Origin of the sequence: Paenibacillus taichungensis (genome assembly GCF_013359905.1) — a bacterium.
GTDB classification, from domain to species: Bacteria; Bacillota; Bacilli; order Paenibacillales; family Paenibacillaceae; genus Paenibacillus; species Paenibacillus taichungensis.
This window is the reverse complement of sequence record NZ_JABMCC010000115.1, coordinates 156,713-173,656: the sequence shown is the minus strand read 5'-3', so window position 1 is coordinate 173,656 and position 16,944 is coordinate 156,713. Positions and strand designations below refer to the sequence as shown.

The window sequence follows — 16,944 nt, the reverse complement described above, 5'->3', positions numbered from 1 at the left end:
GCGTTGCAGTAATAACATTGATGCTTTACATTTTTCTATGTATTTTTAGTATGGAAATTCTGACCGCAGTTATGCATTTCTGAGCTGTTTCCTGCAAAAAAAGCCACAGCGGAGAACATCTCCACCGTGGCCTACATAATACTATACGAAAGATTTATCTCGTTGAAGCAAAACTTCCTGCTCATAGGTTTTGATCTCAGCGATCCACTGTTCACGTACAGGTACCTTCTGCTGGGCGCAATAATAATCCCAGATCGCGCCGAAAGGATAGGTCTTAAACTCTTCTGTCAAAGCCAGGCGAAGGGTGTAATCCCCTTGCAGCTCGGCTGATTTTAGAGCATCCACAGGTTCCAACATCGCACGCAGCAGTGCTTTAATCGTGTTGCGTGTGCCAACTACCCACGCAGCAACCCGGTTGATGCTTCCATCAAAGAAATCGAGTCCGATATGTGTCGTTGGAAGCAGATCATGACGTACCAATTCGCGGGCAATTTCCAGCAACTCATCATCCATAATGACAACATGGTCACTGTCCCAACGCATTGGACGGCTGACATGCAGCAGAATGCCGTTGGTAAACAGGGCAAGTGAAGACAGTTTGTTGGAAATGACTTCCGTTGGGTGGAAATGTCCGGCATCGAGACAGATTAACGTATCATTTTGCAGTCCATAGCCCATATAGAATTCATGAGAACCAACGACATACGCTTCGGAACCGAGCCCAAACAGCTTACTCTCGACCGCATCCAGATGATACTTCGGATCAAGCTTCTCGGCAAACACTTCATCAAGTGAATCTTTCAACCGCTTCCGCGGTGTCATCCGATCAACCGGATTATCCTTGAACCCGTCTGGTACCCACACATTGGTTACACAGGTCTGACCCAGCTGCTCACCAAAGTATGCGCCAATGCGGCGGGATGCTTTGCAATGATCAATCCAGAACTTGCGAATCTCCGGATCGGAATGACTTAGCGTGAAGCCGTCACTTGATTTTTCATGGGAAAAGCAGGTTGGATTAAAATCCAGACCGAGCCCCTGTTCTTTGGCCCATTTCACCCAATTCTCATAATGCTTCGGCTCAATTCGATCCAGCTCCACTTGTTCGTCCGTATCCGCATAGATGGCATGCAAATTGACCTTATGTTTGCCGGGAATCATCGAGAAGGCTTGCTCCAGATCTTCCCGAAGCTCTGCAGGTGTCGTTGCAGCCCCCGGATATTGACCTGTAACGGATATTCCGCCCGTAAGTTCCCCGTCTTTATTCAGAAAACCTTTCACATCGTCCCCTTGCCAACAGTGTACAGACACTTTGATCTCCGCGAGTTTCTTCAGCACTTCATCCGTATCAATTCCATGCTGGGCATATAATGATTTGGCTGCTTCATATGCTTGCTTGACCTGATTTTCCATGTGCGAGAACCCTCCTTATTATCGTGTAAATGCTGCTGGAACACCGCCATCAATCGTCATCATGCAACCTGTTGTTTTTTCCGATTTGGAAGAGGCAAAAAAGGCGATGCCTTCCGCAATATCTCTCGGATAAATATTGACGAGCAAAGTTGTACGTTTACGATAATATTCTTCCAGTTGGTCCGGTTCGATACCATAGGCTGCTGCACGTTCATTTCTCCATGAACCGTTCCAGATCGCTGAACCTTGCAGGATGGCATCGGGGAGAATCGTATTTACACGAATGCCGTATTCCCCACCTTCAGCCGCAATGCAGCGGGCCAAATGAGCCTCGAGTGCTTTGGCTGAGCTGTAAGCTGAGGCGCTTTTCCCTGCATAAACTGAGTTTTTGGACCCGATAAATACCATACTACCGCCAATCCCTTGCTGTTTCATCAACTTGAAGGCTTCACGCGCCACGAGGAAGTACCCTGTACCCAGCACGTTCATGTTCAAGTTCCACTCCTTCAACGATGTTTCGTCAAATGGACTGGAGGTAGCCAGGCCTGCATTGTTCACAATAATATCCACGCCGCCATATTGTACGGCAACTTCGGCATACGCAGATTGCACGGCTTCCTCATCTGTTACATCCATCTTCAATGCATATGCGCGATTAGCACCATATTGATCGTTAATTTCCTGAGCTACCTTCTGAGCCCCTTCAAGGTTAAGGTCCGCGAGAACGACATGTGCCCCTTCGGATACCAATCTGCGTGCGGTTTCACTTCCAATTCCACCGGCACCACCGGTAATAAACGCCACTTTGCGGGAAAACTCAGTCTCCGCGGGAGCCAGCGATAATTTGTAAAGCTCAAGCGGCCAGTACTCCACATTATAGGATTCATTGGCGCTGAGGGATACGAATTGGCCCAGACTCGTCGCACCGCGCATCACGGCAATGGCTCTATGATACAACGCACCGCTTACCTGGGATAGTGCCCAGCTCTTGCCTGTGTTGATCATGCCCACACCTGGGATAAGAATGACGCGAGGTGCGGCTTCAAACATCACGTCGCCATCATTTTTGTTGCTCTCAAAATATTGTTGATATTGTTCTTTGTAGGCGGCCACGCCTTCCACCAGCTTGGATTTCAGCCCTTCAATATCCTCCGCGTCCGGTGTCCAATCGATGAATAGAGGTACCACTTTGGTATGCACCAAATGATCCGGGCACGCCGCACCTACCTGTGACAACTTCGGCGAATCCACTCCACCAACAAAGGCAAGCACATCCTCCTGATCGTCAAAGGACAAAATCATTTTTTTGCTATCGGATACCGCTCCCCGAATGGTTGGCATTACTTTGGATACGATCTGGCGACGAACTTCTGCCTCAAGCGCAGGATGCTTCTCTCCGCCAAACAGGCTTCCTTCGTCAACACGTGCTTCAATGAAGGCTTCCGCTTCATTAATAATTTTGATCGTCTGCGCGTAACATTCTTCCGATGTTTCTCCCCAAGTCACAAGTCCGTGCTTCTCCATCAGAACCAGTTCGGCATTTGGATTCGAGAATACGCTTTCAGCAATCATCTTGGATAGTGTGAATCCGGGACGCACATAAGGAACCCAAACAAATCGATCCCCGTAAATCTCTTTCGCCAGTTCTTTTCCGTTATCTGCACAACACAGACTAATAATCGCATCCGGATGGGTATGGTCCACATGTTTATATGGAAGGAATGCATGCAGCAACGTCTCAATGGATGCACGCGGGTGTTTGGAATCGATCATGCAATGACCCAGGTATTCGACCATCTCTTCATCCGACATGGATTCACGTTCGATTAATGGACGAATATCTTCGAGTCCAAGGCCTGTAAAATGTTTCGCCTGCATGGAAGCCAGGTCAGATCCACTGCCTTTTACATACATCACTTCTATATCACGGCCGCGAAAATCTTTCACCGTCGTTTTGGTAGACGTGTTGCCTCCGAAAATGTTACATACACGACGATCTGACCCAATCAAATTGGATCGGTAGACCAGTTGCTCCAGTCCGGTTGTTTTCTCCGAAGCCTGTGATGAATTCCATAAACTCTGTACCATTTGTTCCCCTCCGATAATGTTTGTTTTATTCCTAATCAGAGTTTATCATCTTTGTTTTGTTTTGAAAACAAAAGATTTTAAATATAAACGGAAAAATTCAAAAGAGTTCTGTTTTAATGATTTTTCTTTCAATAAAAAACACCCTGACGTGTTGGTCAGAGTGTTTGGAAGAGATTTTTGGGTCAGAATAAGCTTAATATCGCTAGTTGATTGGATGAATCTTTTTCGAAAAGCTAGACCCTATATATCCTAGTAGATCCCTGCTTTTTTTGAAGTGTTTTTAATTCCATAAGTATCGTTAACGACTGTGTTTCCAAAGGATGTCAAACTTCCGTTAGGACCCGTAGCCAAGTCCAAATAGTTCAAATCAGAGTTGCCATACCAGGACCATGCGAGCCAGCCTACCCCTTTTTCCTGACCATATTTCATGATCGCATATTCATCGACGTCCCCATTCGTGTGGTATCCACCGAACTCACCGATGATCAGGGCAAGACCTTTGTTCAATACGCTTTCCATATTGGATTTAACGGTTGCCGCATCTTTACCGGCATATTCATACATGTGAATCGAGAATACGGTGTTTTTCTGCGAATCGGCTGCAAATACACTTTGTCCATAATCCACGATGGATTGCGGGTACTGCCCCCAGCCCGCTGCATCCACGATTAATGTATTGTTAATACCGGCATTTCTCAGCTTCGGAATTGCTTTTTTGTATCCGTCAGCCCAGGCACTACCATTCCATGTTCCATACCATTCGTTCGCGATATTTACGATAACTCTGTCTTCTTTACCAATGAGTGCTTCCTTGATGCTAATCCAGTAATTCACTGCTGCATCCAACGAATTATAGTCATCCTTACCTGTTGCATCATGTACTTCAAGCACCGCAATCATTTTGTTTGCGCTTACAACATTAATGATGTTCTTAACAGAGTTCAGATCGTCTTTGGTGTACTGCACGCCATTGGAGAGCACAATCCGTACGGTGTTGGCACCTGTTTTGACAATCGCAGGAATCGCCGTGTTCAGGTCGTTCTTAAACCATGAATGTCCATGATTGACACCTCTCATAACAAATGCCTTGCCAGTGGAATCGTACAATTTGCCTCCGTTTACATAAAATCCTGTAGCAGCAGACGCTTTGGGGGCAGCACTCCCCAGAATCACCAACATAAGTGCAGCAATTACGATAAAGACTGTACACTTTTGCAACTTGACCATTCGTTAGAACCTCCTACATTTTTTGTTTATTTCAATTAACCCTGCTCAAGGCAATAAGTTAACTAAAATCAAAAGCAAATCATAATTTTGTAAAGTTATTATTATAAATAAATAACTTTATGTAGTACACATAATTTAATTTAATTTACTTAATCGTTAAGGTTATGGACATATAATAAAATGAAAACGCTTACTGGTCAAGTTGTTTTTACCATGATAAGGAATTTATTTTGTTCAAAACAAAGAGAGCACCTCGTTCACCCCTAAAAGAAGTGAATAGGTACTCTCTGTTTCATATGCATGGTCAATGGATATCATCTACGCCGGGCAAAGTCCACAAATCTGAACTTGTCCGGGCGATGCCTTGCCTCTGTGAACTGGAATTGACTGGCATCCTCCAGGTAAACCTGGCTCCTAACCACAACTACATTGTGGAACCCTTCGAGATCAAGCAATTCCCTATCCTCAGCGGTAGGCTCCTCCACCAAAATTTCCTTTTTGGCAAAAGAGATGGTCAGCCCGAGCTCCTCCTCAATGTACTCAAAGATGGAGTCATTACATATTTCCTTGCTCAAACCAGGGATAAGCTTCTGGCTTATATGGTCCTTATCCAGAATGACATGTTCGCCATCCACTTTCCGTACACGTCTGATCTCCCAGACCTTTTCATTCAGACCAAAATTGATTTTCTTGAACAAGGCTTGATCAACCTTTTTCTCTTCAAAAACTTTAACGTACGTTTTGGCCCGATGTCCCATTTTTTTAGCCAGTTCCTTGAAGCTAACGAGGCCTGAAATAGGAAAATCAATTTTACGTATATCCAGCACAATGGAGCCCTTACCTTGAATTTTCTGAATATAACCTTCTTCAGACAGCATTTTCAGCGCTTTGCGAATCGTCTCTCTAGACGTTTGATAACTTTCCGATAAATCAAGTTCCGAGGGAAGCAACGTACCTGCTTCAATTTCTCCAGTCCGAATACGAGCTGCAATATCTTCATAGATTCGGATAAATTTATTATTCATCATTCATCACCACTGTCCATTACCCTTTTTTATCATATTGGCAACCTATTATAACATTAAAAGTCGAATAACGGATAATGTGGTTGCTGAGGAGAATGAAATGATGAATTAACATTTAATTCAATCTATATCGTTCACTTCCGATTTTGACGTCTTAGTCTTAGCGTCTATACTCGGTCCGTCGTCTCCCACAATTTGGTTTTCTTCAATAATACGGATCAGTTTGTTCAGTCGGAAGATCAGGGCTGCCGCCTCGGATCTGCTCAGATGCTGCATGGGACGGAAACTGCCGTCTTCGTACCCGGTAAGCATGTACATTCCAGCAAGCTCTTCAACCTCTTCTTTGGCCCAATCGGACACATCCATCTGATCCGTAAAGGCACGACGTGAAGTTGCGGGTTCCGGCTTAATTTTGCGAATAACATTCGCAATGATCTTTGATGCCTGTTCCCGGGTTACCAGCGCATAAGGAGCAAATTTGCCATTCCCCATGCCATGTACCATACCACGACTTACGGCTGCTTCGATCTCAGGAGCAAACCAATCCTGATCGTTCACATCCCGAAAAGCATTTTGATATTCGGCAGATGTGTCTACACCCATTAATCGCACAATAAGTGCTGTGAATTCAGCTCTTGTAATGGGACGACGGGGTTCGAAGCGGGTTTCACTCACACCTTGAATGATGTTTTGCTCTGCCAGCCATATAATCTGATCTTTATTGAATGTTTGACCAATATCAATGAACTTGATCTCTTTCTTGGCTTTTTCTTCTACTTTGTCACTTTGCTCAGGCTGAGATGCTCCGGACTGAACATCCTCCGGTTTGGAGGATGTTACAGGTGAACCAGCTCCACTTCCGCTTGGAGGTGGATATGGCATAGTCACAGCCGTGGCCTGCTGGCTTTCACTTTTTTCCCCGGCTGAATTTTCAGTCCACAATATGACATCATAACGCTGCCCGCCCGTTAGTCCTGTCCAGATGTAGCTTCGTTCCTTTCCGCGATAAATCTCCCGTCCACTACTGGAAAGTACGATCGTTTCATTTAAAGATTCCAACTTCCAACTCAACGCAATGCTGCTTGTGCTCTGAGAGATCGCTGAAATAGTGAATTCTTCTGATGGCAATGTCTCGAACTCAGGTACATTAACTGTCTCTCCGTCTCCCGCTTCATTAAAAGGCACAATAGAAAAGTCGGAATAGTGCTGGGCACTTTTCAATTCAGTTACATGTATCGACGTTTCCATTGTTGTCGCAATCAACTCGTCTTTCTGATAGATGCGATAGCCTGCTGCCCCAGGAATCATATCCCATACAATATCTGCACCATGCTGAGTACGTTCTTCCACTTGAGGTGAAGAAGGAATTTTGCCTGGTAGTGTTACTGCTGTTAGATTGAAGCCAACCTCGCTCTTACCCGAAGCATTTACGGTTTTGATGGTAAACACATAACTCACACCTGGCTCAAGCCCATGGTCTTCGTAATAAGGCTCGTCAACAGACACTCGGCCGATCTCCGCACCGTCACGTTCAATGATGAATTGTTCGGCCCCCTTGACATGGCTCTTTTCGAATTGAAGTTGTATGCTATCCTGTGTCGAACGATATTCTACTTCCTTGGGAGCTTCCGGTTTGGTCAACAACGTATACTCAAACTTATGTGATGTATCCCCTTGCTCGTTCTCGGTATACAGTTCGATGGAGTAGTTCGTTCCACCCTGCAGTTCCTTTACGATATATTCTTTTTGTTTGCCTTTATACAGCTCGATACCATCCATTAGAACCACAAACGTTTCGTTTAAATAAGAGAAATCCCATTCCAGTCTGGCATGATCCGTCTCCGGATATAACTTCATCTCAATAGAATCGACATGAGGCAACGTGAAAAATGGAGCAACGAACATTGGAATTCCATTACCCGCTGTATTATAAGGAATGATCTGTACTTGATCATATCGAGCTGCGCTGGTAAGACCATTAAGGGTAACCTCAGTCAAATCATTCTCTGTAATGGTTGTGAATTCATCTTCCGCTATCATTACAATGTAACCCTCTGCCCCTTGAACCTTTTCCCACTTAATCACTGCCTTCGTCTCTTCAATCACATCTGGATGCAAAGTTTCCGTAATTGTTGCAGGAAGCGTGCGTAATTGAACATCAAATCCCGCATCGCTATCGCCGGAAGCATTCGAAGTCTTAACCGTATAGGTGTATCTCTCCCCCGGCGTCAGGTCATTGTCTTCATAAGAAGTACTGTCAGCCGGAATACGATCAATTTCAATACCATCTCGCAAAATGATCAGTTGTTCTGCGCCTCGTGTGGCACTGCCACTCAGATCCAGCTTTGCGGATTGATCGGTTACTGCAGCAATACTTGCTGTTTGTGGGGAAATGGGTTTGGTCATTAAAATAACCTGAACAGGAGAAGAACGGTGACCATCCTCATTCATAACAATAAGTTCAAACGCATACGTTGTGCCATCCAATAAACTGACAAGATGTACCGATGGTTCGGACACAGTCTGAACTTGCCCCGTTGTCTGATTGCGAATTTCATATGCGGTTGCTCCCTGTACTGCTTCCCACGCCAGATCAAAAAAGTGAGTTCCTTTGATCACTGTAATCCCATCTGAGGATAGTGGCAGGGTTTGAGTTGTTATTCCATAGATAAGGGAAGCACCCGAACCACTTGCATTAACCGCCCGGATCGTATATGTATATTTCGTGCCTGGCGACAAATTCTCATCTACGAATCGGGTTTCACTCGCATCCACGCGAGCAATCTCTCGCCCATTGCGTTCAATGATGTATTCGGCTGCACCCTTTACCCCTGTTTTGGTAAAATCCAGACTAAGACTGTTTTCCGACACTTCCGATGCCTTAATCTCAACTGGTTTTTCAGGCAATGTCAGTATGGATATACCCGTCGCTTCGGATGGGGTCCCTTGTCTGTTCACTGCAACAAGTGTGTAATGATGCATCGTTCCATCCTCAAGTCCTGAAATAAGGTTCGTTAGCTCTGTTCCACGATAAATTTCTTTGTTCCCCTGTTGAATTACATACTCTGATGCACCGGCTACAGCCGCCCATGACAAGTTGGCATTATGTACCCCTGGTTCAACTACAATTTCTGAAGGCGATGCTGGTTTGGATAATCGAATCAAGCTGGCAGACTTACCGATTCCAGACGTGTTCACGGCCTGTACTTCCACTAAATACTCCATGCCTGGCAACAATTCTTCAGCCCTATAGGCAAGTCCCGAAGTCCGACCCACTTCCGTTCCATTGATACTAACAATATAGGATTCGGCTGTATTTACAGATTCCCATTCTACTCCAATACTTGTTTCATCCGTACGTGTTACTTTGAGCCCTTCAGGTCTGGTTGGCAAAGTAAGCAGTTTACCACTTGTGGGTGCACTGTAACCGGCAGCATTTCCGGCCTCCACCTGATACGTATAGTGGCGGCTGCCTGATAACTGATGGACTTCAATCTGTGTATCTGAAATCTCATAACTCTGCCCCTCAAGAACGATCCGGTACTTCGTCGCTCCGGGGACTGCATCCCATCTAAGTGTTGCTCCTGTTTCAGTCGGCTGAACAAAGTGAAGACCTGAAGGACTCTCGGGAAGCGTCGTTCCAGATACTCGATTGGATTGACCTTGTCCACTTCCATTGCCTGCCTGAACGTCCACCTGAACCAACGTTCCCGCAGTCAATCCCGTTAGCAGATATTCATGGGTTCCAGCAAGCAGCGTCTCCCGCTTCTCCCCATTCACAAAGACTTCGTATCGCTCCGCGCTTCTTACAGGATCCCAACTGAGATGCATGCTCGTTGTTGTAGCATTATCTATACTCAAGCTTTCAATGGCCCCCGGCAATGTCAGCAGCTTCTGCAAACTTGTTACTGGACCTTCTCCTGTCTCGTTTGCGGCCAGCAATTCATAGCTATACTCTGTTCCACTATCCAGACCTGCGTCCACATACTCCGTTTCCAATCCTTCGTAGACTCCAGCTCCACTGCGTGAAAGGCTGTAATACGTAGCTGAAGTTACCGTCTCCCATCCCAGAGAGATCACATGCTCCCGAATCTGCACTGCCGCAAATTCACCAGGTGCTGCAGGCAATGTCAGGAATCCCACCCTGCTGCTTTCTCCCGCACCACTCTCATTCAGTGCTGTAACCGAAATCGTATGAATGCTCCCCGGGACCAGATTGGTCATATACGGAATATTGGAAGAATCGGAGATCATCTGGTCAAAAACAATACTTCCATCCGAAGTTGCTGCCGTGATACGGTACGCAGTAGCACCTTGAACCGAATCGAAATGCACTTCTGCCAGTTCAGGCTGGGAATCGATTTTTCGAACTTGTAATGATCCCGGTGCCGCGGGGATTGTCAGTGCACGGACAGATAATGCATCACTTATACCAGTATGGTTTCGAACTCTCACTTCGTAATCATAGACTTGCCCACCACTCAGGGAATGATCAGTGAGCGTATGTTTAGGATAATCTAGTGTCCACGACTGGCCCGTCGTTTGGTTTATAATTTCATACTGATACCCGTCGGTATACCATTCTCCTGTCGGCAAATCCCATGTAAGTTCTGCTGAGGTCTCACTGATCTGTGTAACGCTCGCATTTCCCGGCTGCTGTGGCTTGTGCTGGATCTGATAAGGTGCTGATACGGTCTCATATGTATTCCCTGCCACATCCATTGTTTTGGCATGGATATACCAAATGCCTTCGGATTCAATTGAAATTACAGACTCATTCGAGCGGGCTTCATTCCAGTTGTCTGGCGATACGGTACTGCTCGTCACACTATACAATCGTGAAATCTCATTGATACCTGAATCATGATCTTCATATTGAACGGTAGCAGATATACTAGTGTCACTCCAGCCCTGTCCATTGGTTGTAAATGTAATCGTTGGAGCAACCTGATCGACATAAGCCGTACGACTGATTTCCATGCTAACATTTCCGACAGCGTCTCTCGCTCTGGCTCGAATTACGTTGGGACCGTTTGAACTCACTGCTCCTGAGTTTCCTGCAATATATGGGGCGCCGTTCAAACTATATTCATACGAAATGGCATGTTCGTCTATGCTGCCAGCAATCGTAAATTGCACAGCTTCTTTGCTCCAGCCGGACTGACTTAATGTAATAACCGGTTCTGTTGGAGCGGTCTTATCCAATCGAATGATTGCTTTCGCAACAGTACTTACATTCCCTACCTGGTCAAGCGAGCGCGCATATACTGTGGTTTGTCCTTCTTTGGTAACCTTCACTTCTCCAGTGTAATCGATCCAGGGGCCTTGTTCGTTCAGACGATATTGGCTTTTGGCAAGTCCACTGCCTGTATCTTCACCGCTGGATATTTCAAAGGATACATCCTGATTCGTCCATTCATCATCACTGAGTGTAACCTTTGGCTCATCAGGCCCTGTCTTGTCGATCCGGGCATTGGCTGAAGTTGATGCACTGACATTAGAGGCCCGATCCACACTTCGCGCCTGAATCTGGGTTATTCCTTCCGTATTGATGGTAAATGGCTCTCGATAATCGACCCAAGTTCCTTCACCTCCAAGTCTATATTGCGTAAGATCCACTCCACTTGCTTCATCCGTACCTGCCGTTAACGTTACTGTTACTGCCGAATGGGTCCACTCCGTCGGATTTAACGAGATGACGGGAGGTGTCGGAGCTGTACGGTCCACTTGCGCTGTAACCGAAGCCTCCTGTCCTGTATTGCCAAATGCATCTATGCTGCGGGCAATAATGAGTGTATTTCCTTCAGAATTAACCGTAATGGGAGCAGTGTATTTCTTCCATTCTCCCCCAATCCCCAGCTTGTACTCCGTCTTCTGTACACCACTTAAGGCATCCGAGCCTGCTGTAATCGTAACCAGGACATCTTCCTTGGTCCAAGAAGAAGGATCCGCTGCTATAGAGGGAGCGGTGGGACCGGTCGTGTCCTTTGTGATCTGACCTGCAGAGGTAAATGCAGTCTGTATGCCTTCTCCATTCACTCCTGCTACATATACGTTATATAATCCGTCAGCAAGTCCAGTTAACGCAAGTTCAGTACGAGTTGATGAAGTTGTACCCGATGCAAGCACTTGTCCGACGGAGTTACGTATTTCCGTTTTGTAATTCGTTCCCGCAGGATTTCCATTATTGTTCCAACTAGCCGTAACGGAGTTACCTGACTGGCTCACAGCAGCATCGCTTGGTGCATTTGCTAGTGTAAATTTACTAGTTGAACTTGAATATCCCGTATACGAACCGACTGTGTTTTTGGCGCGTACAGCAAAAGAATATTGAGTATTCGGTGTAAGGCCGGTCACATGCCGACTATTTGTTGTACTCGTATCAAACGTTTGATTCGTCGTTACATTTTTCAGTTCATACGTCACGGAAGCATCATTCGCCTTTTTGTCCCAGTTGACCGTCAGATTATTATTGTTGACTGATGTAAATGACGGTGTTCCCGGAACAACGAAACTTTTCACCGTAAAGTTGACAGTGCCCGCTGAGGAGACTCCTCCCTTGTCATCCATAACCCACACTTGAAACGTATGTGCGCCATCTGAGAGTGTATCCGGCAATGTGTAATTCGTATTAAATGACTGATTGGAACCTGTAGCCGTCATCTGTGTCAGAATGTTTTCAGAGCCTCCGTCGATCGACCATTTGACAGTCAGAAGATCTCCAACATCCGTATCCCGGGTTGTACCGGAAATTTGAAGCTGTTCCCCTTTGTAATAGGTTTGACCCGAAGACGGAGCCGATAGTGCAAATGAAGGCGGTGCATTTTTGGGACCAATCCCCACAATCGTCGAAAATTTGCGTGAAGCCTGGTTCGCGGTTGCTTTGCCGTTCCACCAGAACTGCGCAGCGGTATCCGTTGCGGTAACGGTCTGCCCTGGCGTAAAGGAAGACGGAGAGGAACCACCTGTCAGCTGTGCATTGTCTGGGCTATTGTACTGCCCCATGAAAATGCGATCTGCGTCCACAACGTTATACGTGTTGGCATAAAAAGCGGTTACCTGAACACCTCCACTGTAATTGCGCCAGCCGTTCTCAATCACTTCAAACGGAGAAGCATCGTTGCCGTTCACCATCGTATCCCAATAGAACGTACCTCCCAGATTCAGCGTAGAGCCGCTGCGATTAACAGCCTCCAGCTCCACCTTCATATAACCGCCCTGAGATGTGGCATTAACGATAGACACGCGCAAAATATACTCAACGTTGTCTTTCTGCCTGGACATTTCGATTACATTATTATTGATCCGATAATAATTAAGGGGTAGTGACTTAAAATTAACGGGCGTTCCATTATGATCAATAATGGTGGATACATTCCCGGTATCGCCACCGTAGAATACGTTTGTATTTGGAAGCAACACAATTCTATATTTGCCATCACTATTCATCTCCACTTTCACCTTGGAGGATTGAACAGCCTTCATGCTGGAAGTATCGGATACAATACTGATGGTTTCCACAGCTTCAGCCATAACGGCCGTTGAACCCCATTCGACCAACAAGGTTTGGGGTGACAATAGGGCAAATGCCAGCACCACTTTGGTAAGCTGCTCGGCCTGTTTTTTAATACGTTTCTCAGATTTCTTCAACGTCTGCTCTCCTTTTCTACACACCAAAAAAAGGAGGCACCCCAACAAAGGAACAAAGTCCTCTGTTGGGGTGCCTCCCCTAACAAGTGTCATTTTTTCTTGATTATAACGATTCAAATAACGAAAGTAAATACTTAAGAATGCTGAATATTGTCAATTTACGATTGATTGATTATAACGAATGGCTGAGAAACCATTTGTACAATTCCGGGTTGTCATACGTTTCGGTCCAAGCATCATGATCGCCTTCAGGGTATATCGTCAGCTTCACATCCGCGTTCAACGCTTCAAGCGCATGAACAATCTTCTCGGATTCCGTCACATAAACGACATCATCCTTGGCCCCATGAAACGCCCAGATCGGTATATTACGCAATTCTTCCGCTTTGGAAGGGTCAGCTCCCCCACACACAGGTGCCAATGCAGCAAATGTATTGGGGTAAAACAGTGGCAGATCCCAAGCACCATACCCGCCCATACTCAGACCTGTAAGATACACCCGGTTCGGGTCAGCAGCTTCGTTTTCCAAAACATGTTCCAGAAGGGCCATAACAGCTTCGCGATGCATACCCCAAAATTCGTCCACCGGACATTGCGGTGAAATCACGATAAATGGGAAACTCTTGTCCTGACCAGCAATAAGCGGAACTCCGTTTGCTTTAAGCATTTCCAGATCATTACCGCGTTCTCCAGCACCATGAAGAAATAAAATGACAGGCCATTTCTGGTCCGCAGCAAGCGGTTCCGCCGTCTCGGGAATGTGCAGCAAATAGTCCAAAGTGACGGTTTTGGTGATTTCCTTTACCATTCGATGCCCGGTTTGGGACATATGCTCGCCTCACTTCTCATCTCTAATTTTCAACAACGCCTCGTCCAATACTCCGACCACCTTGTCACACCATGCATCAAATTCGGGATCTTCGGTCTGCAATTCAGGATGTGCAAGAATATATTCTATGGTATTGCGGATTCCTTGATCGGCCCTGATCGTTGCCACAAATTCCGGAACAAGCCTTTTTAATTTACTGTTATCAAATACAACTGTATTCGCCTTGTCTCCCAGCAGACCGCCTCGAAGATCCTGATCACTGCACGCCGCCAAAAACTCGGAAGATACATGAACCGCATGAAGTTTGACACCAAGCACTCCTGCGATAATCTCATAGATCTGATTCCAGGTTACTGACTCGTCCGAGGTAATATGTACCGATTCACCAATGGCATGAATGTTGCCCATAAGGCCAATAAATCCTTTGGCAAAATCACGGTTATGCGTTATGGTCCAGAGAGATGTGCCATCTCCATGAATAAGTACGGGTTTATTTTCACGTATGCGCTTGAGGACCTGCCAGCTTCCCTCTGCCCCGTGCACACCAAGAGGTACAGAACGTTCATTATACGTATGGCTTGGACGCACAATGGTCACCGGAAATCCTTCTTCACGATACTGTTTCATCAAATAGTCTTCACATGCAATTTTGTTGCGCGAATATTCCCAATACGGATTGGATAATGGCGTACCTTCCGTGATCCGATAATCAGCAAGTGGTGTCTGGTAGGCAGATGCCGAACTGATAAATATAAACTGCTTCGTTTTATCCTTAAACAAACGGTAATCTCTCTCCAGCTGAGACGGTACAAATGCGATAAAGTCTGCGACAACATCGAACTCCAGGTCGGCAATCAGCTCCGCAACTCTTGCTTCATCGTTAATGTCGGCTTGCAGCACTTTGATTTGCGCAGGCAAATTATCATTTTGATTTCCCCGGTTGATCAAATACAGTTCACAGCCTTGCTTAGCAAGCTGATCGGTAATTGCTGTGCTGATGGTACCTGTTCCTCCAATAAATAGCGCTTTCATATTTGGCCACCTCCAGATGAAATTGATCACTAGTCCATGATATCATGCACACAAAAGAGGAGCAAAGATTCAATTGAAGAATCTTTGCTCCTGTCCATTATATGACCTTAATTGTTCCGTAAATCATGTACATACCGCAGTGCAGTTCATATTCACCAGGTTGGACATCCTTGTCTACAGTGTAATAGTTGTTTCCTTTTTGCATGTAAAGATCCATGCCCAGTTTGTCAGCCGCTACCGATTTAACATGCGTAACCTTACGAGTAAGGATAAAGTTAATTTTGGTTGGAACCCCGGCTTTAACTTCAATAACATTAGGCTCAAAGCCGTCGTTACTTACATTAACATCAATAACTTCATATCCCTTCAAGTCCTCCGGCGTCTCGGCTTTGGCCGTTACAGCACTTCCTGAACCTGGGGACATGTCCTTGCCCATAAAATACACCATAAAAGATCCAAGCAGCACAACTACAGTAATTCCCAGCGTAAGCCAAGGCCAGGTTTTGCTAATCCAGCTTTTCATCTCAACGCTCCTCTGTCTATGTTCCCATTCAATTGCAACTCTTCTTCAGCATACCCCATCCGGTTAAAATTGAAAATGACTCGAATGGGCCATATCGACGAGACGCCACTTAGTCCAATAAATATATTCATCAAAAAAGAGCCTGAATCACTCAGGCTCTTTCAGCTATAGTTATTGTCTTTATAGTTCTATCTATTCGCCAATCAGGAATATATAGGTGTATTTCGACTTCGCCTCATCCGTAACTTATAAATCTCTGGCAACGCTACACCAATGAGCACTACAATAACCCCGATCCATTGCAATGGGCTCACATGCTCGTGAAGAACAATGGATGAGAGCAGCACCGCGATTGGAAGCTCAACTGCACCAAGAATTCCGGCCATGTCTCCACCAATATGAGGCACACCTACTGCGAACAGTACTGGTGGGATAAAAGCTCCGAAGAAGCCAAGCAACAATCCGAAGACAAGCAGTTGACTCCAAATCAATCCGTTAAATAGGAATGTCGGTGGGAACAGGATGCACAGCAAGATCAGACCCCCAGTAACCATCCAGGCACTGCGAAACGCTGGATGTGCTGATGGAACCGCTTTACCACTGAACATTACAAACAGGGAGTAACTTACAGCCGCCATCAAGCCAAGCGCTATGCCCAAGCCGTTAAACTCTCCGAGTCCCTGTTCCAGAAAACCAGCTGCCAGCAATGTGCCGCCAAACAGGATAATCAAAGTCAGGAATGTTACCTTGTCAGGACGCTGACGTTTGCTCACAGCCTGGATCAATACACTAATCCAAGTGAATTGGAACAAAAGAATAATAGCCAGTGACGCGGGGATATACCGCAAAGACTGATAATAGACAAGACCGGTAATGACCGTTGGCGTCCCTGCAGCCATCAATAGCAGACGCTGCTTCCACGTTAATTTCTGAAGCGCTTTTGCCACGGCTGCTGATGGTTTTCCATCTGCCTGTGACTTCCGTTTCATTCTAAACTTCGAGTATAATGCCAGCATCCAGGACAGGATGAAGCCCGTGATCAGCTGTGTGCCCACGACCTCTCCAAGTTTGTACCCTTCGCCGTAAGCCAGAACCACAATTGTGGATAATATGCCATAGCTCATCGCTCCTGCGAGAACGGACAGATAATATTTCAT

General features: G+C 45.9%; 9 protein-coding genes. All 9 read right to left on the bottom strand.

Annotated features, from left to right (window positions below; genetic code table 11):
* Positions 1-141 precede the first annotated feature (141 nt).
* The 9 genes from rhaA to HP548_RS20135 all read right to left on the bottom strand — a co-directional run bounded on the left by rhaA (position 142) and on the right by HP548_RS20135 (position 16,944).
* Positions 142-1,413 carry an L-rhamnose isomerase gene (rhaA, locus tag HP548_RS20175; RefSeq protein WP_175382639.1) on the bottom strand — a complete coding sequence of 424 codons (1,272 nt, stop codon included), beginning with the start codon at positions 1,411-1,413 and terminating at the stop codon, positions 142-144.
* A gap of 18 nt (positions 1,414-1,431) precedes the next feature.
* Complete coding sequence (locus tag HP548_RS20170; protein ID WP_175382638.1) at positions 1,432-3,501, bottom strand: bifunctional aldolase/short-chain dehydrogenase; 2,070 nt, start codon at positions 3,499-3,501, stop codon at positions 1,432-1,434.
* A 249-nt stretch (positions 3,502-3,750) separates the two neighbouring features.
* Positions 3,751-4,680: a glycoside hydrolase family 5 protein gene (locus HP548_RS20165; protein ID WP_409347671.1), complete on the bottom strand. Its 930-nt coding sequence runs from the start codon at positions 4,678-4,680 to the stop codon at positions 3,751-3,753.
* A 362-nt stretch (positions 4,681-5,042) separates the two neighbouring features.
* Positions 5,043-5,753 (bottom strand): trehalose operon repressor, encoded by a 711-nt coding sequence (treR, locus tag HP548_RS20160; protein ID WP_083679056.1) that lies wholly within the window; start codon positions 5,751-5,753, stop codon positions 5,043-5,045.
* Between the two features lie 120 nt (positions 5,754-5,873).
* Positions 5,874-13,403 (bottom strand): fibronectin type III domain-containing protein, encoded by a 7,530-nt coding sequence (locus tag HP548_RS20155; protein WP_175382636.1) that lies wholly within the window; start codon positions 13,401-13,403, stop codon positions 5,874-5,876.
* Between the two features lie 172 nt (positions 13,404-13,575).
* Positions 13,576-14,232 (bottom strand): carboxylesterase family protein, encoded by a 657-nt coding sequence (locus tag HP548_RS20150; protein ID WP_099854549.1) that lies wholly within the window; start codon positions 14,230-14,232, stop codon positions 13,576-13,578.
* Between the two features lie 9 nt (positions 14,233-14,241).
* Positions 14,242-15,264 carry an SDR family oxidoreductase gene (locus HP548_RS20145; RefSeq protein WP_099854552.1) on the bottom strand — a complete coding sequence of 341 codons (1,023 nt, stop codon included), beginning with the start codon at positions 15,262-15,264 and terminating at the stop codon, positions 14,242-14,244.
* Between the two features lie 97 nt (positions 15,265-15,361).
* Positions 15,362-15,787, bottom strand: a complete 426-nt coding sequence (locus tag HP548_RS20140) for a cupredoxin domain-containing protein (RefSeq protein ID WP_076291080.1) — start codon at positions 15,785-15,787, stop codon at positions 15,362-15,364.
* A 203-nt stretch (positions 15,788-15,990) separates the two neighbouring features.
* Positions 15,991-16,944, bottom strand: coding sequence for an EamA family transporter (locus tag HP548_RS20135; protein ID WP_076291079.1), 954 nt, complete (start codon positions 16,942-16,944; stop codon positions 15,991-15,993).